The organism is Rhizobium pantanalense, from assembly GCF_030182525.1.
Classification (GTDB): domain Bacteria; phylum Pseudomonadota; class Alphaproteobacteria; order Rhizobiales; family Rhizobiaceae; genus Rhizobium.
The window spans coordinates 304,949-329,080 of sequence record NZ_JAQJCH010000005.1 but is presented as its reverse complement, the minus strand read 5'-3'; the positions used below and the strand labels follow the sequence as shown (position 1 = coordinate 329,080).

The 24,132-nt window shown below is 60.4% G+C and carries 23 protein-coding genes; 12 read left to right on the top strand and 11 right to left on the bottom strand.

The features are described from left to right. Positions 1–134: 134 nt before the first annotated feature. Positions 135–590: a GNAT family N-acetyltransferase gene (locus PH558_RS15700; RefSeq protein ID WP_285205325.1), complete on the top strand. Its 456-nt coding sequence runs from the start codon at positions 135–137 to the stop codon at positions 588–590. Positions 591–606: 16 nt separating this feature from the next. On the opposite strand, the gene PH558_RS15695 is transcribed toward PH558_RS15700, so the two are convergent. Both PH558_RS15695 and parE read right to left on the bottom strand, forming a co-directional pair. Beyond that, a complete protein-coding gene (locus PH558_RS15695; RefSeq protein WP_095434930.1) occupies positions 607–1,785 on the bottom strand; it encodes an AI-2E family transporter in 1,179 nt (392 codons plus the stop codon). Between the two features lie 248 nt (positions 1,786–2,033). Continuing rightward, entirely contained in the window at positions 2,034–4,097 is a 2,064-nt protein-coding gene (gene parE, locus PH558_RS15690; protein ID WP_095434929.1) for a DNA topoisomerase IV subunit B, read from the bottom strand. Positions 4,098–4,302: 205 nt separating this feature from the next. Here parE and PH558_RS15685 point away from each other — a divergent pair, with 205 nt between their 5' ends. The 4 genes from PH558_RS15685 (at position 4,303) to PH558_RS15670 (ending at position 8,510) form a co-directional block, all read left to right on the top strand. Beyond that, positions 4,303–5,199 carry an alpha/beta hydrolase gene (locus PH558_RS15685; RefSeq protein WP_285205312.1) on the top strand — a complete coding sequence of 299 codons (897 nt, stop codon included), beginning with the start codon at positions 4,303–4,305 and terminating at the stop codon, positions 5,197–5,199. Positions 5,200–5,335: 136 nt separating this feature from the next. Continuing rightward, entirely contained in the window at positions 5,336–6,106 is a 771-nt protein-coding gene (gene tpiA / locus PH558_RS15680; protein WP_113409138.1) for a triose-phosphate isomerase, read from the top strand. 113 nt (positions 6,107–6,219) lie between these two features. Then, the gene (gene secG / locus PH558_RS15675) at positions 6,220–6,738 is read left to right on the top strand and encodes a preprotein translocase subunit SecG (protein WP_285205311.1); all 519 of its coding nucleotides are present in this window, start codon (positions 6,220–6,222) and stop codon (positions 6,736–6,738) included. 143 nt (positions 6,739–6,881) lie between these two features. Further along, complete coding sequence (locus tag PH558_RS15670; protein WP_168192555.1) at positions 6,882–8,510, top strand: CTP synthase; 1,629 nt, start codon at positions 6,882–6,884, stop codon at positions 8,508–8,510. A 33-nt stretch (positions 8,511–8,543) separates the two neighbouring features. On the opposite strand, the gene ftrA is transcribed toward PH558_RS15670, so the two are convergent. Then, positions 8,544–9,596 (bottom strand): transcriptional regulator FtrA, encoded by a 1,053-nt coding sequence (gene ftrA, locus PH558_RS15665; RefSeq protein ID WP_285205308.1) that lies wholly within the window; start codon positions 9,594–9,596, stop codon positions 8,544–8,546. A 65-nt stretch (positions 9,597–9,661) separates the two neighbouring features. On the opposite strand from ftrA, the gene PH558_RS15660 reads away from it, so the two are divergent. The 4 genes from PH558_RS15660 to PH558_RS15645 all read left to right on the top strand — a co-directional run bounded on the left by PH558_RS15660 (position 9,662) and on the right by PH558_RS15645 (position 13,731). Continuing rightward, entirely contained in the window at positions 9,662–10,054 is a 393-nt protein-coding gene (locus PH558_RS15660) for a rhodanese-like domain-containing protein (RefSeq protein WP_285205307.1), read from the top strand. Between the two features lie 139 nt (positions 10,055–10,193). Next, entirely contained in the window at positions 10,194–11,243 is a 1,050-nt protein-coding gene (locus PH558_RS15655) for a HoxN/HupN/NixA family nickel/cobalt transporter (protein WP_285205306.1), read from the top strand. 85 nt (positions 11,244–11,328) lie between these two features. Further along, positions 11,329–11,859 carry a FecR domain-containing protein gene (locus PH558_RS15650; RefSeq protein ID WP_113409143.1) on the top strand — a complete coding sequence of 177 codons (531 nt, stop codon included), beginning with the start codon at positions 11,329–11,331 and terminating at the stop codon, positions 11,857–11,859. A gap of 12 nt (positions 11,860–11,871) precedes the next feature. Continuing rightward, complete coding sequence (locus tag PH558_RS15645; RefSeq protein ID WP_285205304.1) at positions 11,872–13,731, top strand: CHASE2 domain-containing protein; 1,860 nt, start codon at positions 11,872–11,874, stop codon at positions 13,729–13,731. Positions 13,732–13,757: 26 nt separating this feature from the next. Here PH558_RS15645 and PH558_RS15640 read toward each other — a convergent pair whose 3' ends face one another. Continuing rightward, positions 13,758–14,357, bottom strand: a complete 600-nt coding sequence (locus tag PH558_RS15640; protein WP_095434920.1) for a LysE family translocator — start codon at positions 14,355–14,357, stop codon at positions 13,758–13,760. A 97-nt stretch (positions 14,358–14,454) separates the two neighbouring features. Between PH558_RS15640 and PH558_RS15635 the strand changes: the two genes are divergently transcribed. After that, on the top strand, positions 14,455–15,330 hold the full coding sequence (locus PH558_RS15635) for a LysR family transcriptional regulator (RefSeq protein ID WP_285205302.1): 876 nt from the start codon (positions 14,455–14,457) through the stop codon (positions 15,328–15,330). 23 nt (positions 15,331–15,353) lie between these two features. On the opposite strand, the gene PH558_RS15630 is transcribed toward PH558_RS15635, so the two are convergent. Then, the gene (locus PH558_RS15630; RefSeq protein ID WP_285205298.1) at positions 15,354–16,442 is read right to left on the bottom strand and encodes a citrate synthase/methylcitrate synthase; all 1,089 of its coding nucleotides are present in this window, start codon (positions 16,440–16,442) and stop codon (positions 15,354–15,356) included. Positions 16,443–16,526: 84 nt separating this feature from the next. Here PH558_RS15630 and PH558_RS15625 point away from each other — a divergent pair, with 84 nt between their 5' ends. Then, on the top strand, positions 16,527–17,660 hold the full coding sequence (locus PH558_RS15625; protein WP_095434917.1) for a citrate synthase: 1,134 nt from the start codon (positions 16,527–16,529) through the stop codon (positions 17,658–17,660). Positions 17,661–17,693: 33 nt separating this feature from the next. Here the strand turns inward: PH558_RS15625 and PH558_RS15620 are convergent, their stop codons facing one another. Both PH558_RS15620 and tehA read right to left on the bottom strand, forming a co-directional pair. Continuing rightward, positions 17,694–18,065, bottom strand: a complete 372-nt coding sequence (locus tag PH558_RS15620) for a VOC family protein (protein WP_095434916.1) — start codon at positions 18,063–18,065, stop codon at positions 17,694–17,696. A 30-nt stretch (positions 18,066–18,095) separates the two neighbouring features. Then, positions 18,096–19,097 (bottom strand): dicarboxylate transporter/tellurite-resistance protein TehA, encoded by a 1,002-nt coding sequence (tehA, locus tag PH558_RS15615; protein ID WP_285205292.1) that lies wholly within the window; start codon positions 19,095–19,097, stop codon positions 18,096–18,098. Positions 19,098–19,403: 306 nt separating this feature from the next. Between tehA and gnd the strand changes: the two genes are divergently transcribed. After that, on the top strand, positions 19,404–20,429 hold the full coding sequence (gene gnd, locus PH558_RS15610) for a phosphogluconate dehydrogenase (NAD(+)-dependent, decarboxylating) (protein ID WP_069612206.1): 1,026 nt from the start codon (positions 19,404–19,406) through the stop codon (positions 20,427–20,429). A gap of 115 nt (positions 20,430–20,544) precedes the next feature. On the opposite strand, the gene PH558_RS15605 is transcribed toward gnd, so the two are convergent. Genes PH558_RS15605 through trpD form a run of 4 tightly spaced genes read right to left on the bottom strand, consistent with a single transcriptional unit; the run spans position 20,545 to position 24,115 of the window. Then, positions 20,545–21,771: a molybdopterin molybdotransferase MoeA gene (locus PH558_RS15605; protein WP_285205287.1), complete on the bottom strand. Its 1,227-nt coding sequence runs from the start codon at positions 21,769–21,771 to the stop codon at positions 20,545–20,547. 3 nt (positions 21,772–21,774) lie between these two features. Next, positions 21,775–22,269 (bottom strand): cyclic pyranopterin monophosphate synthase MoaC, encoded by a 495-nt coding sequence (moaC, locus tag PH558_RS15600; protein ID WP_285205285.1) that lies wholly within the window; start codon positions 22,267–22,269, stop codon positions 21,775–21,777. A gap of 1 nt (position 22,270) precedes the next feature. Further along, a complete protein-coding gene (gene trpC, locus PH558_RS15595) occupies positions 22,271–23,086 on the bottom strand; it encodes an indole-3-glycerol phosphate synthase TrpC (protein WP_285205284.1) in 816 nt (271 codons plus the stop codon). Between the two features lie 6 nt (positions 23,087–23,092). After that, complete coding sequence (trpD, locus tag PH558_RS15590; RefSeq protein ID WP_095434911.1) at positions 23,093–24,115, bottom strand: anthranilate phosphoribosyltransferase; 1,023 nt, start codon at positions 24,113–24,115, stop codon at positions 23,093–23,095. Between the last annotated feature and the right edge of the window lie 17 nt (positions 24,116–24,132).

Here is a 24,132-nt window from a genome sequence, read left to right as displayed (position 1 = left end):
ATTCAGCGGGCGTTCAACGCGCGTCGCGATCTTCAGATTCGCCTCTCACGCTTTAGGTCTTTGATTTTGCGCAAGTCGTTGTTGCAAAACCGCTGCACACTTTGCGCGACATGTTCTAGGTTCCGAGGTCCATCTTGTCACTGACGATTGCTGTCGAATCCCCGCGTCAGGAAGGCGTCATTCGCCTTCTCGACATGTCGAGCGCCTATGCGGAATCGCTCTATCCGGCGGAAAGCAACCATATGCTTGATCTGACTTCGCTGGAGAAGGCGGAGGTGACCTTCTGGGTGGCCAGGGCAGAGGGCGCGATCGTCGGATGTTGCGCCTTGGTGGAAGCCGGCGACGGTACAGCGGAGATCAAGCGCATGTTCGTCGATCCGATCGCCAGAGGCCGCAGTGTTGCGCGCAAACTCATGGAGACGCTCGAAGTGGTAGCGCTCGAAAAAGGCCTTTCCGCGGTGCGGCTTGAAACCGGCATATATCAGCCGGAAGCGATCGGCCTATACCGGAAATTCGGATATCTCGAAATTCCTGCATTCGGCAGCTATCAGCCAGATCCGCTCAGCCTGTTCATGGAAAAACGGCTGTAACAAACCAGCTGAGCAATCAGCCTTCGGCAGCGTCCCGAACATGCAGTTGCAGTTCGGGTTCCTGCGCGTGCTGTTCCTCGGTCAATTCGGCCTCGCGAATCCATTCGCGCCAGATGGCAACAATGATCGCCATCAGGACCGGGCCGATGAACAGCCCGAGGAAACCCATGGTCTTCACGCCGCCCACCAGACCGAAGAAGGTGGGGAGGAACGGCAGCTTGATCGGACCGCCGACAAGCTTGGGACGAAGCGTCTTATCGACAATGAAAAGCTCGATCGTACCCCAGAGAAAGAGGGCGATACCCGCCCAAAGCGAGCCGCTGGCGACGAGATAGATCGACACAAGCGACATCGACAGCGGTGCGCCGCCCGGCACGAGGGCCATGACGCCGGTCAGTACGCCGAGCGTGATTGCGGAGGGAGCGCCGGCGATCCAGTAGGCCACGCCGAGGACGATGCCTTCGCCGATGGCGATCAGCGTCATGCCCATGACGGTGGAACTGATCGTCGCCGGCACGACCCGCGAAATCCGTTCCCAGCGATTTGGGAGAATTTTCTCGCCGAGCAAGTCGACCTGGCGAACGAAGGTCGCGCCGTCGCGATAGATGAAGAACAGCGCAATCAGCATGAAGAGCAAGGTCAGCACGACGTGGAATGCGCCACCACCGGCTGCAAGAACTGCTCTGTAGATATTGCCGATATGGGCACCGCTCACCAACTGCGCCAACTCACCGAGCGAGCCTGGGCTTCCGACATATTGCGTCCACTGCTCGCCGAGCCAAGAGCCGACGACCGGCAAGGCGAGAATCCATTGCGGCGGCGGCGCACCCTCACGGTTCACATGGATCGCCCAGCTGAACCACTCGCGCACCTCACCAGCCATATAGATGGCGGATAGGACGATGGGCAGGACGAGGAAGGTGACGATGAATGCAATGGCGATGGTGGCGGCGAGTGTCGTATTGCCGCCGGTACGACGCACAATATCGCTATAAAGCGGCCAGGTGGCGAAGCCGATTACCGCTGCGGCAAGGACCGGTACGAGAAAGCCATAAAAGAAATAAATACCGGCAATGGCAATCAAAATCAGCAGCCAACGCGCTGCGGAAATGGATGGGATCAAAGGCATGCGCGCATGCGCGCTCGGCCCCAGCCACCGGTGTTCCTTTGGCTTATGACGTTCAAATACACCCACCGGTCTTACTTCGCCCCTATTTACTAGATCATCCGGTTATGGGGTATGATCTAGGCCGTTTCAAGAGCAACGGCTTTAAGCTTCTTATTCAGCCGTCATGACAATAGCACGACTGTCCTGCACGCCGTAATTAAGTTACCGAGAGAGGCGACCAAGCATCCTGAACGCAGAAGACTGAATTTTTGCGTCGACTTGAAACTTTTATCGGCGAGCAGGATCAACAAAGCCGTTCGGCGGTTGGTCTGCGGTCAGATATCGAGATCCTCGGCGAACGCGGCCCGCTCCTGAATGAAGCGGAAGCGAGCATCGGCCTTGGTGCCCATCAGATTGTCGACGGCATCGCGCGTTCCTTCGAAATCGATTTCGTCGATCTCGACGCGCAGCAGCGTGCGCTTGGCCGGATCCATCGTGGTCTCCTTCAGCTGGGCTGGCAACATTTCGCCCAGACCTTTGAAGCGGCTGATTTCGACCTTGCCTTTGCCCTTGAATTCCGTTGCCATCAACTCCTGCCGGTGGGCATCGTCACGGGCATAGATGGATTTCGAGCCCTGGGTGATCTTGTAGAGCGGCGGGACGGCCAGGAAGAGGTGACCCTGGCGGATCAGCTCAGGCATCTCCTGATAGAAGAAGGTGATCAGCAGCGAAGCGATATGAGCGCCGTCGACGTCGGCATCGGTCATCACGACGATGCGCTGATAACGCAGGTCTTCTTCCCGATATTTCGTGCGGGTACCGCAACCGAGCGCCTGAACGAGATCGGTGATCTGCTGATTGGCAGACAGCTTTTCGCGGCCGGCGCTGGCGACGTTCAGGATCTTGCCGCGTAGCGGCAGGATCGCCTGGTTGGTGCGGTTGCGCGCCTGCTTGGCCGAGCCACCTGCCGAATCGCCCTCGACGAGGAAGAGTTCGGCACCTTCCGCCGCGCTCTGCGAGCAATCCGCCAGTTTGCCCGGAAGGCGCAGCTTGCGCACGGCCGTCTTGCGGTTGACTTCCTTTTCCTTGCGGCGACGCAAACGCTCCTCGGAGCGCTCGATCACCCATTCCAACAGCTTTTCGGCCTCGGCTGGATTGTCGGCGAGGTAATGGTCGAAGGGATCGCGCAACGCGTTTTCGACGATGCGCTGGGCTTCGACCGTCGCGAGCTTGTCCTTCGTCTGGCCGACGAATTCCGGCTCGCGGATGAAGATCGATAACATGCCGACGCCCGAAATCATCACGTCATCCGTCGTGATGTTGGCGGCACGCTTGTTTTGGGTGAGATCGGCGTAGCTCTTCAGACCCTTCGTCAACGCGATACGGAGGCCCGCCTCATGCGTACCGCCTTCCGGGGTCGGAATCGTATTGCAATAGGAATGGATCTGCGGGTCGCCGCCATACCAGGTGATCGCCCATTCGAGCGAGCCGTGGCCGCTTTCCTTTTCCGACTTGCCGGCAAAGATCTCGCGGGTAACGGTGAACTCGTTGCCCATCGTCGCCTTGAGATAGTCCTTCAGGCCACCCGGGAAATGGAAGACTGCCTTTTCCGGAACATCGGCGCCTTCGGGCGCCAGCTCGGGATCACAGCCCCAGCGGATTTCGACGCCGCCGAACAGATAAGCCTTGGAACGAGCCATGCGGAAGACGCGCGCCGGATCGAAGCGCGCGTGATCGCCGAAGATCTGCGGATCGGGATGGAAGCGGACGCGGGTGCCGCGCCGGTTATGCACATCGCCCAGTTCTTCCAGGCCGCTGACCGGCAGGCCGCGCGAGAAGCGCTGGCGATAGAGCTTGCGGTTGCGGGCGACCTCGACTTCCAGATCATCCGACAGCGCGTTGACGACGGACACGCCAACGCCATGCAGACCGCCAGAGGTCTCATAGGCCTTGCCGTCGAACTTCCCGCCGGCATGCAGCTTGGTCATGATGACTTCGAGCGTCGACTTGCCGGGCACCTGCGGATGGTTTTCCACGGGAATGCCACGGCCGTTATCCGTGACGGTCAGATAACCTTCCCGATCGAGATAGACCTCAATGAAATTGGCGTGGCCGGCTACCGCCTCGTCCATGGAGTTGTCGATGACTTCGGCGAAAAGGTGGTGCAGCGCCTTCTCGTCCGTGCCGCCGATATACATGCCGGGACGCATGCGGACGGGCTCGAGCCCTTCAAGAACGCGTATGGAGCTTGCGCCATATTCCTCGGACGACTGAGTCGTCGGCGCTGCACGTTGTGCGGGCGCAGGAGCCGGCTTTTCTGCCTTTGCGGCCGGCTTTTCCGCTGCCTCCGGCTTCGGGGAGCGGGGGAGTCCGGAGAAGAGATCGTTGCTATTGTCCATAGAATTTCAAGCTACTCAGATTTGTTCTGGTGGGGCCAGACCCCTTTATTATCGCATTTGTCGCCGGTATTCGCGAATCACCGTGATTTTGCCAGAAACGGCACACAAGAGCGATGGCGCCTCGTAACGGAGCCGATTTATAAAGAGATTTGCGTTGCCGGGTGACGAATGGCAACCCCGATGGCTGATTTGAGGAAGTATCCGCATGCGAATGTCCACAGCTCATTTGCCTATCCTGTCCGCAATCTCGGCCATTTTGCTTCTGGCGACGGGGGAGACCGCCTCTGCAGATATGTTGAAGCCGTTCAAGGACGAGCTGTTTTCCAATCAAACGGTCATCGAAAGCCACGACAACGGCGCGTTCCAGACGATCGATTACCAGGAGATGCGGGATATCAACGGCCGCGACCAGATTCCGGAAAAGCGCGTGAAGCCGGCCTATGTCGATACCGGCGTGCGCTGGAAAGCCCAGGAAGACGAAACCCTTGAGATCGGCGGCCGCAAGGTCGATGTCACCCGCATAGGTCCCGCATCGAAACAGGCATTTACCGTGATCTTCATCCATGGCCGCGGCGGCGACCGCCGGCTCGGCTCCAACGACTATACGTTCGGCGGCAATTTCAACCGGCTGAAGAACCTTGCCTATCGCAACGGCGGCACCTACTACGCACCGAGCGTCAGAGGTTTCGACAGCAACGGAGTTGCCGATATCGCCGCGCTCATCCGCTACTCTTACGAGCAATCGGGCGGCAAGCCCGTCATACTGAGTTGCGCCTCCATGGGCAGCTTCATCTGCTGGGGCATTACCCGCGATGCCGAGAGCGTCAAGCGCCTGAAGGGCATGGCGATCCTGAGCGGGGTCACCGACCCGGATTTCACCAAGAGCGCTTTCTACAAGGCAAAGCTGCCGCTCTGGTTCACGCATGGCAGCAAGGATCCGGTCTATGCGGCTGCGGACCAGCAAGTCCTGTTTGAGAAGCTTTTCAAAGCGCATTATCCGACACGCTTCACGCTTTTCGAGACCGGCAATCATGGGACGCCCGTCCGCATGACCGACTGGCGTAAAGTTCTCAACTGGATCGTTGATCCACAAGCATCATAAACGCTCGCGCAATCCGACTTATTTTCCGGATAAGCACTTTTCAAACGATTTGAGCTGGTTTCGGCCGCATTCGATAACTTTCCTTTCCCTTTCCTTTTTGTTAGTCCGAAGCTGGATCAAGGGGGAGAATATCGGAATGACGAATACCATACGGCCGCTTCTGGCCGGAAACTGGAAGATGAACGGCACACGCGCGAGCCTGGATCAGATCAAGGCGATCGCGGACGGCGTCAAGGCGCCGCTGTCGGAGAAGATCGATACGCTGCTCTGCCCCCCGGCTACCTTGCTCTACGTTGCGACCGCGCTTTGCGACGACAGCCCGCTCGCCATCGGCGCCCAGGATTGCCATCAGCAAGTCAGCGGCGCGCATACGGGTGATATTTCGGCCGAAATGATTGCCGACTGCTTCGGCACGCATGTCATCGTCGGCCATTCAGAGCGGCGCAGGAATCATGCCGAAAGCGACATGTTGGTGCGCGCCAAGGCGCAGGCGGCGCATGATGCCGGGCTGGTCGCCATCATCTGCATCGGCGAAACGGCTTACGAGCGCAATAGCGGCCAGACGCTCGAGGTGCTGAAGCGGGAGCTCGTGGGCTCCATTCCGGATGGTTCCACGGCGCAGACGACCGTGATCGCCTATGAGCCAGTCTGGGCGATCGGCACCGGCGTGGTTCCGACTCAGGAAAACGTCGAAGAGGCCCATGCCTTCATCCGCGCCGAGCTCATCGAGCGCTTCGGCAAGGAGGGCGCGAATATGCGAATCCTCTACGGCGGATCGGTCAGCGGCGCCAATGCACGCGACCTTCTGGATGTTCCACATGTCAACGGTGTGCTTGTCGGCGGCCAGAGCTTGAAAGCCACGGATTTCCTCGCCATTTATGCCGCATTCGAACGGCAGTTCGCCTGAAGCAATCACTTGCCCGGAGTTCCAGCCTTAAAAGGGCTTGGAATAGGCGAGAGCCTCATGTAAAGAGCCGCGAGCTTTTATTTTTGATGCCCGCACCGGGCAGGACTGGATCTATGCAAACCGTACTGCTTGTCATCTATCTCATGGTTGTCGTCGCCCTTATCGGCGTGGTGCTGATTCAGCGCTCCGAAGGTGGCGGCCTTGGCATCGGCGGCGGATCGGGCTTCATGTCTGCGCGCGGTACGGCCAACGCTTTGACGCGGACCACGGCCATTCTCGCCACGCTGTTCTTCGCACTTGCGCTCGGCATGAACGTGCTGTCCCGCTTCGAAGCTCGCCCGACCGATATTCTCAATCGTATCCCGAGCACGGCGGGTCAGGGCAACGGCATTCTCGATTCGCTCGGCGGCCAGAAGGGTGCTGCTCCGGCAACCACCCCGCCGAAGCCCGCCGACAATAGCGGCGTTCCGAACAGCGGTGCTGTCGCTCCGCAGTCGCAGGCAACCCCGCCTGCCACCACGAATCAGGCGGCTCCCGCCCAGCAGGCTCCGGCCGCGACCGGTCAGCAGACCGCGCCGGCAACGACCACTCCCGCGCCAGCCGATAACGGCGGCGTCCCGACCGGCAAGTAAATCCGGTCGCCGAAGATCATCCCCGGCAGGTCCTCGGATCTGCCGGTTTTGTTTTGTCTATATTCCGTCTTCTGTGCCCAATATTCCGGAAACGAATTTTAGGGCTAGCGGAATCATTTGTGAAAAGGTATCCGGTGACTCCCATGGCGCGATATGTATTCATCACTGGCGGCGTGGTTTCTTCCCTCGGAAAAGGAATTGCGGCTGCGGCTCTCGGAGCGTTGTTGCAGGCTCGTGGTTATCGAGTCCGCCTGCGCAAACTCGACCCCTATCTGAACGTGGACCCGGGCACGATGAGCCCGACCCAGCACGGCGAGGTCTTCGTCACCGACGACGGAGCGGAAACCGACCTCGATCTCGGCCATTACGAGCGCTTCACCGGCCGCTCGGCCACCAAGACCGATAACATCACCACCGGTCGCATCTACAAGAACATCATCGACAAGGAACGCCGCGGCGATTATCTCGGTGCGACCGTTCAGGTCATTCCGCATGTCACCAACGAGATCAAGGATTTCGTGACCGAAGGCAATGACGAGTATGATTTCGTCATCTGTGAAATCGGCGGCACGGTCGGTGATATCGAAGCCATGCCCTTCATGGAAGCGATCCGCCAGCTCGGCAACGATCTGCCGCGCGGTACGGCTGTTTACGTTCATCTGACGCTGATGCCCTATATTCCGGCTGCCGGCGAGCTGAAGACCAAGCCGACGCAGCATTCGGTGAAGGAACTGCAGGCGCTCGGCATTCATCCTGATATTCTGCTGGTGCGTGCGGATCGTGAAATTCCCGAAGCGGAGCGCCGCAAGCTTTCGCTGTTCTGCAACGTTCGGGAATCTGCCGTCATTCAGGCGCTCGACGTCGCCAACATCTATGACGTGCCGATGGCCTACCACAAGGAAGGCCTCGACAATGAAGTTCTGGCTGCTTTTGGCATCGAGCCGGCCCCGAAGCCGCGCCTGGAGCAGTGGGAAGAGGTCTGCAATCGCATCCGCACGCCGGAAGGCGAGGTGACGATTGCCATCGTCGGCAAATATACCGGCCTCAAGGATGCCTATAAGTCGCTGATCGAAGCACTGCATCACGGCGGCATCGCCAATCGGGTCAAGGTCAAGCTGGAATGGATCGAGTCCGAGGTCTTCGAAAAGGAAGATCCGGCGCCGTATCTCGAAAAGGTGCACGGCATTCTCGTGCCTGGCGGTTTCGGCGAGCGCGGTTCGGAGGGCAAGATCCTGGCAGCCCGTTTCGCGCGTGAACGCAAGGTGCCGTATTTCGGCATCTGCTTCGGCATGCAGATGGCCGTCATCGAAGCGGCCCGCAATCTGGCGGGTGTCGAGCACGCCTCGTCGACCGAGTTCGGTCCAACGAAGGAGCCTGTTGTCGGCCTGATGACCGAATGGCTGAAGGGCAACGAGCTGCAGAAGCGCACGGCATCCGGCGATCTCGGCGGCACGATGCGTCTCGGTGCCTACAAGGCAGCCCTGAAAAAGGGCACGAAGATTTCCGAGATCTACGGCTCCACCGATATTTCGGAGCGCCATCGTCACCGCTACGAGGTCAATGTCGACTACAAGGACAGGCTGGAAGAGTGCGGCTTGACCTTCTCCGGAATGTCACCGGACGGCGTCCTGCCTGAGACGATCGAGTATGCGGATCATCCCTGGTTCATCGGCGTCCAGTATCATCCGGAACTGAAGTCCCGTCCGCTGGAGCCGCATCCGCTGTTTTCGAGCTTCATCGAAGCGGCGACGGAACAGAGCCGGTTGGTATAGAGCGCTTCACCGAAGCGCCCTATATCTTTGCTTTTACGCAATTCCGGACGGAAAACCGCTACGCACTTTTCCTGGAACTGCATTGAGGACTGCAAATCGCTTGCGGTAGTCGCTCGGGCTCACCGCAAGCCTCTCTCGAAAATGATGACGCATGGTGGCGAGCGACCCAAATCCGCTTGCCACCGCCACATCGTCCAATGAAATGGCCGTTTGCTTTTCAAGCAGATCGCGGGCGCGCCGCAGCCGCTCGTTGAGCAACCATTCGCCGGGCGCCATGCCGGTGGTCGCCTCGAAACGGCGCTGGAAGGTCCGCACGCTCATGCCGGCCCGCGCTGCAAGCGCGGAGATGGGCTGATCTTCCTGCAAACGCTCGCGCATCCATTCAAGCAGCGGGCCTAAGCGGGCACCCTCACGCTGTCTCAAAACCGGAGTTTCGATATATTGGGCCTGGCCACCCTCGCGATGTGGCGGAACCACGAGACGACGAGCGACACTGTTGGCGATATCCGGTCCGAAATCCCGGCGCACGACATGCAGGCAGAGATCGATCGCAGCGGCACTGCCGGCGGCGGTCAGCACCTTATCCTCATCGACGTAGAGAACATCGGCATCCACTGATATATCCGGATAGCGCGCCGCGAAGGAATCGACATAGCGCCAATGCGTGGTTGCCTTGCGGCCGGCAAGCAGTCCTGCGGCCGCGAGGACCGCGACGCCAGAGCAGAGGGACATGATGCGGACGCCGCGATGGCTGGCTGCTTGGAGTTCGGCAACCAGCAGGGCAGGGACCGGCGTTCCGATACCGCGCCAACCGGGCACGATGATCAGGTCGGCATCGGCAAGGTCCTCAAGGCCGTGGTCGACCTGTACCGTCAGCCCGCCCGCGGCGCGCAGAGGGCCATCCTCGATCGCGCAGGCGGAAAAGCGATACCAGTCCTCGCCCATTTCCGGACGCGATAGGCCAAAGATCTCGTAGGCGACCCCGAATTCGAAGGTGCACAGCCCGTCATAGACGAGGGTGACGACATGGGGGCCACGGAGATTGGGGCTATCTGAGTTTGGCATGATTTTGACGTTATATGGCATTTCGGCCAATTTCAACCATTGGATCGCTCAGGCATGAATGCACCGAAGCAAAGAAGGAGTGTTCCATGTCGCTAGTCAGTGAAATCCCCGCCGCAGATCCTAGTCTCGTCGCTGAGCAGTATGCCAGGAGACTTGGCTTCGAAACCGATTGCTCCGACGTCCACCAGTCCATGAAGTCAGGCAATGTCGACTTCGTCCTGCTCGATGTCCGCGGCCCTGCCATGTTCCAAGAGAATCATATCCCCGGTGCGATCAACCTGCCGCACGGCAAGATGACAGCAAGGAAGATGGCGGAATGGCCAGACGAAACACTCTTCGTCGTCTATTGCGCCGGACCGCATTGCAACGGCACCGACAAGGCGGCTTGGCGCCTGGGCACGCTCGGCAAGCGCGTGAAGGTCATGATCGGCGGTATGACCGGCTGGGCTGATGAGGGGTATCCGTTCGAGAAGAGCTGAGCGCGAGGGCAGAGCTGACATAGATCGGCCCTGCCCATTTTTACGACACTGCGAAAAACTTCGGCATCTACGTCATTTGACTGTCGCGCCGCTTTCGTTTCCGTGACATTGTGCGAGTAAGCATAACGGGAACAAAAGTATGACTCTCAATCCATTTGATGATCGCGCGGAAAAGCCGAGGGCGAAGATCGCCTTCACTTTCGCGCTGCTGATCGCTTTCAATATTGCAGCTTGGATCTGGGCCTGGGTCGCCTTTGCAGACCGTCCGTCTTTGCTTGGCATTGCGCTTCTTGCCTATATGTTTGGCCTACGCCACGCCTTCGATGCCGATCATATCGCCGCCATCGACAATGTCGTGCGCAAGCTCATTCAGGAAAAGAAGCAGCCCTACGCCGTCGGCTTCTTCTTCTCGCTCGGCCATTCCTCGATCGTCGTGATCGCCTCGATCCTGATTGCCGCGACCGCGGCTGCCATGCAGAGCCAGCTCGATTCCTTCCACGATATCGGCGGCGTCATCGGTACGACAATTTCAGCGGTCTTTCTGCTGCTGATCGGCATGGCCAATCTCTTCGTCCTCAAAGGCGTCTGGTCCGCCTTCAGAAGGGCGCAAAGGGGTGAACAGATCGCAGAGGAAGACCTTGATACGCTGCTTGCCGGCGGCGGCTTTCTGGCACGCATCTTCCGTCCGATGTTCAAGGTCGTGACCCGCTCCTGGCACATGTATCCGATCGGCTTCCTTTTCGGCTTAGGCTTCGATACCGCAACGGAAATCGGGCTCTTGGGGATTTCCGCCGCTCAGGCCGCGCAGGGCATGTCCTTCTGGACTATCCTCGTCTTTCCGGCGCTGTTCACCGCCGGCATGTCGCTCATGGATACGCTTGATAGCACGCTGATGACGGGTGCCTATGGCTGGGCCTTCGTCAAGCCTGTGCGCAAGCTCTGGTACAATCTGACCATCACTGCGGCGTCGGTCGTCGTCGCCGTCTTCATCGGCGGCATTGAGGCCCTGGGGTTAATCGCCGACAAACTCGGCCTCGAAGGTAGCTTCTGGAGCTTCGTCGGCGAACTCAACGACAATCTTGCCAATTTCGGCTTCGCCGTCGTGGGCATCTTCCTGCTGAGCTGGCTGATTTCGAGCGTGCTCTACAAGGCCGGAAGCTACGACAACTTGCAGATCAATCGCTCATGACGCATCATCGCCCCAGGGATCGGGCATACCGTGACTGGAAATCGCCGCCCGCGGCTCCAGTCACATGCGATGAGGGGCCACAATCATGATCCACGCAAACAATCGCAACCTGGCGCTGGCAGCAGGCTGCCTATGCATCGTCAGTGCCGGCACGGCTTCCGCACAAGCCGTCGCAAATTGCCCATTGCAGCCTGCCGTCAGCACGACGCGCCAGATCTTGAATTGCGAAGCTGGGCTTAGCGTCACTGTCGAGCGTGGCGCTCACTACCGGTTTGCAGACCGAAATCATGATGGCCGGGCGGATGCTCTCGTACTTGACAGCAAGGCAGCGCTGGTTGATGTCGATCGCAACCGTGTTAGGGGCGGCTTCGAAGTGGTGACGCCGCAGGCGATCGCCGCCGTGCGCGGCACGCGCTGGGCCGTCGACGTGAAACGGGGCAACACGTCCGTGCTTGTCCTGCGCGGCCGGGTCGCGGTCAATAAGGTATCGACCGGGCAGCGGGTTACGCTAGGCCAAGGACAAGGCGTCGACGCCGACCGCGGGCGCTCCGTATTACGTGTCACCCAATGGGGACAGCCGCGCATAGATGCTTTGATGGCGCGCCTCGGCCAGTGAGATCCCGACATCATGCGCAGACCGCCGCTGCAGACGCTGATTGCGCTTTTCTTGACTGCCGTCTGGGGGATGGGCCTGGGCGTCGCGCATCTGCGCGGTGACATCCCCTTTGTCGACGGCGCCGAAGCGACGCTCACGAACCTCCGCAATACGCTCGGCGGCAGCTTACAGCCACCCGATCTCGTCACGATCATAGCCATAGACGATGAGACGTCGCGTATGGCGGGACACTATCCTTTGCCTCGCGCCACGCTCGCCAAAATGATCGATGCTATCGCCGCATTGGGGCCGAAAGCCGTCGCGCTCGATCTGCTTCTGGTCGATGCCGGCGACGAGACCGACGACGCGGCATTGGAACAATCGCTCAAACGGACCAAGGTTGTACTGGCCGCGGCCGGCATCTTTCCCGAAAGCCGTCAGCGCGTCACAGAAGATAGCAAGGAACCTCTCGCTCGCGTGCCCAGTGCACTGCAATTCCTCGAACCGCAGCAGCGGTTCGCCGATGTCGCAAGCTACGGCATTGTCAATGTGCAGACCGACAAGGCGGGCACGCCGCGTTTCGTGCCGCTGCTGTTTCGTAGCGGCGAGCGGATCGAACCATCCTTTTCGCTGCGTGTCGTTTCCACCGCAACCAACGAGCAGACAACCGTCATCTCCGATCATATCAAGATCGGTGACAGGTCCATCCAGACCGATACCGGCTATCTCATGCCGCTCTCGTTCTACGGTCCGCGCGGAACGATTCGCACCGTCAGCGCCAGTGCTGCGCTCAATGGACAATTGCCGGAGGCTGCGATCAGGGACCATATCGTCGTTATCGGCGCGACCGTTACCGGCGGTGGCGATGTCTTTCCAACACCCTTCGATCCCGTTCTGCCGGGTGTCGAAGTTATCGCGACCTCGATCACGCATCTGATTGCCGGAGACGGCCTAGTACGCGACCGCAACGTCCGTTTTATCGACCTTTATTTCGCCGTCGGGCTGCCGATTGCCGTTGTCAGCCTTCTTTCATGGCGACGCAGTACCATAGGCCCGATCATGGTGCTGGGCGTGGTCCTCCTTTGGTTTGCCATCAACGTCAGCGCCTTCAAGCACGGAATTTGGCTAAGCGCCGCCCTCCCGATTGCGGCAACTGTCCCGCCGGCGCTGCTGTTTGGCGCGATCCAGCTTTGGCTCGACCGCAGACGAGCTGCCCGCTTCGCTGAACAAAGCCAGCTCCTGCAGCGCATCCAGGCGCCTGGTCTGGCCGAGCATCTTGCGCGCGATCCCAGTCTTCTCGCAGAGCCGGTACACCAGGAGGCGGCCGTCGTCTTCATCGATATAAATGGCTTCACCGGCCTTAGCGAATCGATCGGCCCGACCGCCGTGCGTGAACTGCTGAACGGCTTCTACAATCTCGTCGACGAAGAAGTGACTGCATCCGGCGGTGCCATTACCAGTTTCATGGGTGACGGCGCCATGATCCTTTTCGGCCTGCCGCATCCCAAGCCTGCCGATCCTGCCAACGCAGCGCATTGTTGCATTCGCCTGGCTCACCGGATGAGAGATTGGCTCTCGGCATTGCCGCAGGGAATAACCTCGCGAATCGGTTTCAAGATCGGCGCTCATTTCGGCACCATCGTCGCCTCGCGACTCGGCGGCGGCGATCGCCAACAGATCACTGCGACGGGTGATACGGTCAACGTTGCCAGTCGCTTGATGGAGGTTGCCGCAGGTCACCATGTGGAGGCTGCCATCAGCGCCGACCTCTTGCTTGCGGCGGGTCGCGACAGCGCTCCCTTCAAAGAGGGGCATCTCAACGGCCCGATCGAAACAAGCCTGCGTGGCCGCGCCGGTTCTTTGAGCATATGGCTTTGGCGCGGCCGGCCGTGATCCGAGAGATCTCGGCGCGTCGGATCTTATTCGTACCACATGGCAGCGATTGAAATCACGAGAAGGCAAGCGAGTGAAATGTTGAGTGCTCGCCATTGCCAGGCCGTTTTCAAGAGGTGTCCGAGCATTTGCCCCAGAGCACACCAAACCGCCAAAGAGAAAGCGGCGATAAGGCAGAAGGTTACGCCAAGTAGGAGTGCAAGTCTGGCCGGACTATCCGCCAGCGCGGCAAAGGAGGCGGCGGCGCCCATCGTCATCGCCCAGCCCTTGGGATTGTGCCAGAGCATCCAGACGCCGGCGAAAAAGCCCGTCGGCCTCGCCATCTGCCCGGCCTCGTGCGGCTGGCCGCTTCTGCCGATCCGAACGGCGAGCCAGAGCAGATAGAGGGATCCCAGCGTCTTCATGGCGATCTGCAGCATCGGCAGGGCCATCAACACGCTGCCGAGCCCGGCAGCCGCAGCGCAGGCCATGGAGCCCAGGCCGAAGGCAAAGCCGCCCATGACAGGTATCGAGCGGCGGAAACCGAAATGCGCGCCGGACGCAGTCGCGAGCGTGGTCGCACCGCCCGGCGTTATGGTGGAAACCAATGCGAAGAGTATCAGCGGTAGCAAGGATTCGATCGTCATACCCAGCCTTTCTCTAGTTGAAAAAGGCATAAGCGCCGTTCCAGCATCATGAAATCGAATATTGAAGGATCGGGGCATTAGCATTTATAATGCCTGCATGATCCGAAACTTTGATATTGCCCTCATCAGAACCTTCGCCACGGTTGCCGACCAGGGCAGCATGACGATATCAGCCAATATGCTGCATATGACCCAGGGCGCTGTCAGCCAGCAGATCAAGCGGCTGGAGGATATGCTCGGCTGCGCTCTGTTCGAACGGGACAGACGCGGATTGCGGCTGACGGAGGCCGGTGAACGCCTGCGCGGCAATGCTCGCCGCCTATTGGCGTTGAATGATGAGATCTGGGTCGACATGACGGAAAGCACTGTTCGCGGCGGCGTCCGGCTCGGCGTTCCCTATGATCTTGTGGGCGCGACGCTGGCGCCCGTGCTGAAATCCTATGCCGAACGCCATCCGCAGGTGGAGATTTCGCTGGTCTGCGCATCGTCGCCGGAACTGCTGGAAGAGTTGGGGAAGGGAACCGTCGACCTCTGTGTGGTGGAGGAACCATACGGCACGTCGCGGGGCGAATGCCTTGCTGTGGAGCGGCTCGTCTGGGTCGGAGCGAAGGCCGGCAATGCCCATCGCAAGGTGCCGCTGCCGATTTCGATGGTCGCCGATACCTGTGCCTTCCGGTCGTCGGTCTTTGCGGCGCTCAGCGAGGGTGGTCTACGCTGGCGGACGGTCTTTGAGAACGGCAATATCGAGGCGACCACGGCGACGGTACGCACGGATCTGGCTGTCACGGCCTGGCTCGCTTCGACCGTGCCGGCCGATCTCGATATCCTCGCCGTCGAGCAGGGTCTGCCCGAATTGCCGGTCTTTTCGATCAATCTGCATTTGCCGAAGAGTTGGGCAACGCCACAGGCGCTGGAGCTGGCCCGCCATATCCGAGATGGCATGATGCGGCCGCGCCAATCCGCGGCCGCCTAAGTCCCGTCTTCTGGTAGACCCACCTATGCCGCCTTCGGCAGCGGACCGACATAACGCGACTGCGGGCGGATCAGACGTCCGTCGAGCGTCTGCTCGCGGGCATGGGCGATCCAGCCGACCGTGCGGCCGATCGCGAAGACGCCGGTGAAGGAGCTGCGGGGGAAGCCAAGGGCATCGAGCAGCAGGGCGGTGTAATATTCGACATTGACGTCCAAGGGCCGATCCGGCTTGCGCTCCTTCAGCAACGCCAGTGCCGCCGCCTCGATGGCTTCCGCCAGCGCGATGCGCCCGGCATCCGCCTGTCCGCTGGCAAAGATCGGCTTCAATGCCGTCTTCAGCGCATCCGCGCGCGGATCGCGGACGCGATAGACGCGGTGACCGAAACCCATCAACCGCTCGCCGCGATCGAGCGCGTCAGACAGCCACGCGCGGGCATTTTCGGGCTTTCCGACACCATCAAACATATCGAGGACAGGGCCGGGGGCGCCGCCGTGCAGCGGGCCTTTGAGGGCGCTGATTGCTGCAAGCACGGAAGATGTCAGGCCGGCCTGGGTCGAGGCGATGACGCGGGAGGCGAATGTGGATGCATTCAAGCCGTGATCGGAAATCGTCACCAGATAGGCATCGAGGCCTGCCGTCTGCTCTGCCGTCGGCAATCGGCCCGTCAACATGCGTAGGACATCGGCCGATTGGGGGAGCGAGGCATCTGGCGCGATTGGCACGTCGCCCTTCTGCAGCCGTAAGACCGCGGGCAGGAAGACGGCGGGCGCCGCCATCAGGCGGATCGCGGTGGCGAAATCCTCACCGTCAGCAACGCGCGCCAGCAAGGCTCGTACGGCATCCACCGGCGGCAGCGTGAGGACGGCAGCATCGGCAGCCTTCACATGCGTAAAAAGCGCGACGCGAGCCGCGCCGAGCTGGGTTCGGATAGAAGCTGCGTCGATATGTTCGTCAAACAGGCCATCCAGCAGCAGCGCCGCAACATCCTCGAAGCGGCTAGTCGCCACCAGATCATCGAGCGACACGCCGCGGATGATCAGGCGACCGGCAGCGCCGTCGACGTCGGACAGCTTGGTTTCTGCGGCAATGACATCTTCAAGACCACTTTTCATTACGGTTCTCCTTTGACTATCCGATTAGATCGGCTCTATTCCTATTGACGTCAATCTTGATGCAATTGATCAATATGAGGACCGATGAGCTGGCTAACGGCGGAGCAGGCGTTGAACCTGCTGGGAACGAAATCACAGACGCTCTACGCCAATGTCAGCCGCGGGCGCATTCGTGCGAAAGCCGATCCCGCGGATACGCGGCGCAGCCTCTATTTCGCCGATGACGTCAAACGATTGGCCGCCCGCCATGCCGGAAGGCGCAAGACAGAGGCGGTGGCCGCCGAGGCTATTCAATGGGGCGATCCGGTATTGCCATCGGCACTATCGACCGTTTCGAACGGCAGGCTTTTCTATCGCGGCAAGGACGTGGCGATGCTTGCCGAAAGCGCAAGCCTCGAAGATGTCGCGCGGCTGCTTTGGGACATGAAGCGGCCGTTGCGGTTCGAGCAAAGTACGGCCCCGCAAAAACTTCCGTCCCTGGATGCCGCGTTTTCAGCATTGGCAGAGCGCATAACAAGCGACCTGCCATCACTCGGACGCTCGCTTCCGGCCCTGCAGAACGAAGCCGAAAGCGTGCTCGGTACGGTGGCTGAAGCCCTGGCCCCGGGCGCGTGGGACCAACCGCTGCATCGGCGCCTCGCGGCTGCCTGGGACCGCCCCGATGCCGCCGATATGATCCGCCGCAGTTACGTCTTGCTAGCCGATCATGAGCTGAACGCTTCGACCTTCACCGCGCGGATCACTGCATCCGCCGGCGCGACATTATCTGCTGCCACTCTATCGGGTCTTTCGACGCTGACGGGTCCGCTGCATGGCGGCGCATGGCAGAGCGTGCGCACGCTGATCGCGCGGGCAGCCACGACAGGCGTGGATGAAGTGGTCCGCAGCTATCTGGCGGAAGGACGTCCGCTGCCAGCTTTCGGCCATCAGCTTTATCCTGATATCGATATCCGCGGAGAGGCTTTGCTTGGCTGCTTCACGCTGCCGCCGCTCTTCGCCAAGGTTCGCGATGTCGGCGAGCAGCTGGTCGGGGAACGCGTCAATGTTGACTTCGCTTTGACAGCGATGACCCACGCCTATCATCTCCCGGAGGACGCACCGCTGATCATCTTCGCGCTGGCACGGACGGTCGGCTGGCTTGCGCATGCCATGGAGCAGGCCACCAGCGGCAGGCTCATTCGACCGCGCGCACGCTATGTCGGTCCTCCGGTACCATGATCTCATTCTTACCGGACATCGGGCATCTTCTGCTCAGCTCACCGCTAGGTGACAAACGGCTTCGATGTTGTGGCCATCGGGATCAAGAATGAAAGCGCCATAATAGTTTGGATGATAATGGGCGCGCAGGCCGGGAGCACCGTTATCGATTCCGCCGGCGATGATCCCGACCCGATGGAACTCATCGACGAGCTCCCTGTTTGGGGTGGCAAAGGCGATATGCGTGCCTGTTTGCAAAGCATCGCGCTGACCGATCCAGAAGAAAGCCTTCTGGCCAATACCGTAACCCGCAAATCTTTCGCCTTCGGCATAAAGGCGTTCTATGCCTATGGAGCGCAGCATTGTGTCGTAGAAGATCTTCGATCGCTCGATATCGCGAACCCCGATCGTCACATGATCCAGCACATCACCCTCCAAAAGTGAGATTGAACTCTATTAACGCTGACCAACAGTGCCAGCGTCGCGGTCGGCAAGCTCGACCCAACCAATGACAAGTTTGCGGTTGGCAATCAGCCAGATCGTTGCCAGCGCGACCAAACCGACGACGATATTGGCAGCGACGAAGAGAATGGGAGCAAGTTGCGTGACCGGTCCGGCATCGCCACGCTCAACAAGGCGCATCGGGGCGGTTGCCAGTGCGGTCGCGCCGAAGGTGAAGGCCCAATAAGCGGGGCTGAAGCCTTCTTTCATGATCCAGGGCAGGAGGCGCAACATGATCAGCGCCTGCAGCAAGCCGTAGCCGATCATTGCATGGACGAGCATGTCTGGAGGGCCTTGCGTGACGCTGATATAGGCCAGCGCACCAACGGCCGGCGGAGCCAGCTGAATTCCAAGGGTCGGCCTTAGTGGCGGTGCCAGCGCAGGCCCCGTCAGCAGGCGATGCAGCAGGGCGGATTCTATGGCAAGCCAGGCGAAGAAGCCGGCGCCGAAGAAAAGCTGCGCCCATTGCGGAAAGCCAAGCGCCGCGCCGACGATAGCAGTCACGAAGCTGCCGGCGACGCTTGGCAGATAGAGCACGGCTGTCGTCGTGGCGATATCGCGTTCACCCTGCCAGAGCCCTCCGGTGCGCCAGACGGAGAATGCCAGGGTATAGACGGCGCCGATCAGGAATATGGTTTCGGCACCGATACGCGAATAAGGCAGCAGGCCACCGGCCACCAGCATGGTTGCGACACCAACGAGGCCGATGAAGCAGCATTGGACAGGGTGCGCCACTTCCTTGAATGCCTCCTCGCGCGCCACCATCCATTTCAAAGCGTAGAGCACGATCAGCATCAACCAGACAGCCAGTGTAATAAAGGTAAGAACTTCACCGATCAGTACCGGCAGATGCCAGATGCGGGCACCCACGCGCCAGGCATTGGCGAGACCGGAAAGCCCAAGAACCATGCCGAAAAACGAAGCCGGAACCAGCGGCAGTTTCAAAGACGCAGCCATATGCCCCCTTTTTGTGCCTTGTGTGAGGCCCACCTTAAAGAGAATTGTGCAAGGAATTCGAGATCGATGCTAAATTTATCAATGCGAATGAAAGAGCAAAATACAGCTTTCCCCGAAGCCGGCAAAGCGCGATCATGGAGAAAAGCAAGAGGCTTCGGCATGCGAGATCACGGATGCGTGAGCACACGCATTTTTCTACGCTCCATGGCTCCTGCATAGCTCTCCCGTCATTTGTTCATTGGAAAACATTGCGAAATATCTCTATGCAGTATTCAAACGATTGAAACCGTCCTAGGAGACTGAAACATGCAAATCGGAATGATTGGCCTTGGCCGTATGGGCAACAACATGGTGCAGCGCCTGATGCGAGGCGGTCACAGCGCGGTTGTTTTCGATGCGCGCCCGGAAAGCATCGCGGGGTTGGAGCAGCTCGGCGCCACCGGCAGCAAGTCTCTCGCGGATTTCGTATCGAAACTTGCGAAGCCGCGCGTCGTCTGGTTGATGTTGCCGGCGGCAATCGTCGATCAGGAACTGGCTGCGATCGTTCCGCTTCTCGAAGAAGGTGACATCGTCATCGACGGCGGCAATTCCTATTATCACGATGATATTCGCCGTGCCGAAGAGCTGAAGCCGAAGGGCATCCATTATGTCGACGTCGGCACCAGCGGCGGCGTTTTCGGTCTCGAGCGCGGCTATTGCCTGATGATCGGTGGCGAGAAGGAAACTGTCCAGCATCTGTCGCCGATCTTCGCGACGCTCGCACCCGGCGTCGGTGACGTCGCTCCGTCGGCAATGCGCTCCGAAGAGGCTGCCAAGAACAGCACGGCGGAGCAGGGCTACCTGCATTGCGGCCCGTCCGGCGCCGGCCATTTCGTCAAGATGGTCCATAACGGCATCGAATATGGCCTGATGGCTGCCTATGCCGAGGGCTTCAACGTTCTGCGCCATGCCAATATCGGCAAGCAGGACGCCGAGAAGGACGCAGAAACCGCGCCGCTCTCGCACCCGCAGTATTATCAGTATGATCTCGATATCGCCGAAATCTCGGAAGTCTGGCGCCGCGGCAGCGTGATCACCTCCTGGCTGCTCGACCTCACGGCCGATGCGTTGCATGGCGACGCAGCGCTTTCGCAATATGCTGGCCGCGTTTCCGATTCCGGCGAAGGCCGCTGGACGATCTCGGCGGCGATCGACGAAGGCGTCCCGACGCCGGTGCTGAGCGCCGCGCTTTATGGCCGTTTCGCCTCGCGCGGGAACGACGATTACGCCAACAAGGTTCTCTCTGCCATGCGCGCCGGCTTCGGCGGCCACCATGAGAAGCCGGCAAAGTAATTGGTTGGCCTATCGATCCGATGATAGCGAGCCGGTGGGGCAAACCTCCCGGCTTTTTATTGTCCCGCTGCTTCCAGCAGAAAAACCGTGCTAAGCACTTTCCCCGGGGCTAACTTCAGCCCAGCAGATCGGGTCGCAGGACTATGACCGGAGTGGGCGAGCCCACATCAAGCTGCGGCGCATGTGGCGGGCGGATGACCAGGCAGTCAGCGCGCGAAAAGACTTTCATCATCGACGAATCCTGCTTCGAGAAGGGCTCGGCGAGCCAGCCGCCGTCGGCAGCTTTCGTCAGCGTCGCGCGCACATAATCCTGCCGCTGATCGTTCGCGGCAAAGGATACTGCAGCACGCGCAAAGCCTTCACGCTTTACTGGAGGCAAAGATGCAAGCTTTCTTATCAATGGCTCGAGAAAGAGCAATCCGCAGACCAGGCTGGAGACGGGATTGCCGGGGAGGCCCAGGACATGCATGTCGCCGAGGCTGCCGACCATCAGCGGTTTGCCGGGGCGCATGGCAATGCGCCAGAAATCCAGCTTCATGCCTGCAGCGACCATTGTCGCCTGCACCAGATCGTGATCACCGACAGAGGCGCCGCCGAGTGTGACGATGATGTCGGCCTTGGCCACCTGCGCACGGCCGATGGCGGCGGTAATCTCGTCGCTGTCGTCGGCGACGATGCCGAGATCAAGCACATGCGCGCCGGCGTTGCGGGCCAGTGCGGCGATACCGAACGTGTTCGAGGCGATGATTTGCGATGGCCCCGGTTCACTGCCGGGCGCCACGAGTTCGTCGCCGGTCGCGAGAATCGCCACCAGCGGCCGCCGGTAGACATCCAATGCCGGATGGTTCATGGCCGCAGCGACGGTGAGCCGCGAAAAATCCATGACGGTGCCGGCAGGAAGCACCGATTCGCCTTCCAGGAAATCCTGTCCGCGCGGGCGTATGTGCTGCCCCTTGCGCAAGGGGTAGGTCGTGCGGATGCGATCACTCTCCAGGCGCTCCGCGTCCTCCTGCAGGAGTACCGAATCGGCGCCGGCCGGAACCGGCGCACCGGTGAAGATGCGAACCGCTTCTCCCTTGCCGACGGCTCCCTCAAATGCATGACCCGCTGCGGAGGCACCGATGACCTGCAGCTCCGAGCTAGGCAGTGCCGCATCATCGAAGCGCAGCGCATAGCCATCCATCGCCGAGGCATCGAAAGGCGGCTGTGTCAGGCGCGCCGTCAAATCTTTGGCCAGAACCCGGCCCTCGGCCATATCGAGCGGAACGCTTTCAACACGGTGGATCGGCGCGGCACTATCCAACAGGCGCGCTTGCGCTTCGGCAACGGGTAACAGGCTCATAGATCAGGCCCCCGGATGGCGGAAATCCCCCGATTTGCCGCCGGATTTCTCCAATAGAGTGATGCCGCCGATTTCCATGCCGCGATCGGCGGCCTTGGCCATGTCGTAGATCGTCAGGCAGGCGACGGAAACCGCCGTCAGCGCTTCCATCTCGACACCAGTGCGGCCGGTCAGCTTTGCCGTCGCGGTGACCCGAAGACCGGGCAGGGCGGCATCTTCTGCTATATCGACGGCAACCTTCGTTAACATGAGGGGATGGCAGAGCGGGATGAGATTGCTGGTCTGCTTGGCTGCCATGATGCCGGCAAGCCGCGCCGCGCCGATTACATCACCCTTTTTGGCGTTGCCGTCGCGAATCAGCGCCAAAGTCTCGGGCTTCATCTTGACGTAACCGGCCGCGGTGGCGCTACGTGCCGTCTCTGCCTTGTCGCCAACATCGACCATATGCGCTTCGCCCGAAGCGTCGATATGGGTCAGGCCGGCCTTCTCGATGCTCATCTCACTCGGCCGCCAGAATGCCGGTTTCGCCGTTCAGCAGCAGTTTGGTTGCCGCCGTCACATCGTCCTTGCGCATGAGGCTTTCGCCGACCAGGAAGGTGCTGATGCCGGCAGCCTCGAGGCGCTTGCAGTCGGCATGGGTGAAGACGCCGCTTTCGCCGACCAGCAGCCGGTCCTTCGGTACCATGGGGGCCAGCTTTTCACTGACCGTCAAGCTTACTTCGAAGCTGCGGAGATTGCGGTTGTTGATGCCGATCAGCGGCGAGGAGAGTTTTAGGGCACGATCCATCTCTTCGGCGTCGTGGACCTCCACCAGCACATCCATACCGAGGCTGAACGCTTCGTCCTGAAGACGCTCGGCATCGTCAGCGGAGAGCGATGCCATGATCAGCAGGATGCAGTCCGCACCCCAGGCGCGGGCTTCCTGCACCTGATAGGTATCGAACATGAAGTCCTTGCGCAGCGCCGGCAGCGAGCAGGCGGCGCGGGCCGCCGTCAGGAACTCCGGAGCGCCCTGGAAACTTGGCGTATCGGTCAACACCGAAAGGCAGGCGGCACCGCCGGCTTCATAGGCCTTCGCGAGGGCAGGCGGGTCGAAATCAGGACGGATCAGGCCCTTGGACGGGCTTGCCTTCTTGATTTCGGCAATCAGGCCAAAAACACCGGATTCCTGCTTGGCGAGCAGCGCCTTGTGAAAGCCGCGCGGTGCGGACTGTTCAGCCTGCATGGCCTTGAGATCGGCAAGGGAAAGCTTGGCCTTGGCAGCGGCGATTTCCTCGCGCTTGTAGGCCTCGATCTTTTGAAGGATATCGCTCATGATGTCCTAGTCCTGTTCTTCTTCATTGGAAATGGCAATGAGCTTTTCCAGTGCAACAGCGGTGGCGCCGCTATCGAGCGAATGGGCCGCGAGCTTCATGCCATCATGAAGCGTTTCAGCCTTGCCGGCAATGACCATAGAGGCGGCCGCATTGGCAAGGGCGATATCGCGATAGGCATTCTTTTCGCCGGCGAGCACAGCACGAAGAGCTGCGGCGTTGGCTACGCCATCCCCACCCTTGATGTCTTCAAGCCGCGCATGCGGCAGGCCGAAATCTGAGGGCGTGAGCTCGAAGGTACGGATCTTACCGTTTTCCAGAGCCGCGACGGATGTCTTTCCGGTCGTGGTGATCTCATCCAGACCGTCGCCGTGCACGACCCAGACGCTCTCCGCGTTCAGATCTTTCAGCACCTCGGCCAGCGGCAATACCCATTGCGGCGCGAAGACGCCCAGCAGCTGGCGACGGGCGCCAGCAGGATTGGAGAGAGGCCCAAGCAGATTGAAGATCGTCCGCGTACCTAGTTCGACGCGCGACGGACCGACATGGCGCATGGAAGAATGATGTAGCTGCGCGAACATGAAGCCGATGCCGGCCTCCCGAATGCAGCGGGCAATCGTCTCCGGTCCGATATCGAGCTTGATACCCAATACGGACTGCGTGTCGGCGGTACCGGCCTTGGAGCTTTGAGCGCGGTTGCCGTGCTTGGCGACCGGCACGCCCGCGCCGGCGACGATGAATGCCGCCAGCGTCGAGATATTATAGGTTCCGACTCCGTCGCCGCCGGTGCCGACGATATCGATTGCATCGGCAGGCGCCCCCACCGGCAGCATCTTGGCGCGCATGGTCGTCACGGCGCCGACGATTTCGTCGACAGTTTCGCCGCGCACGCGCAACGCCATGAGAAAGGCGCCGATCTGAGACGGCGTGGCCTCGCCCGACATCAGGATTTCGAATGCTTGTCGGGCTTCGTCCCGGGTCAATGCCTCTCGATTGGCGACCTTGGCAAGGAAAGGCTTCAATTCGCTCATCGGCTGTCCATCCTCCC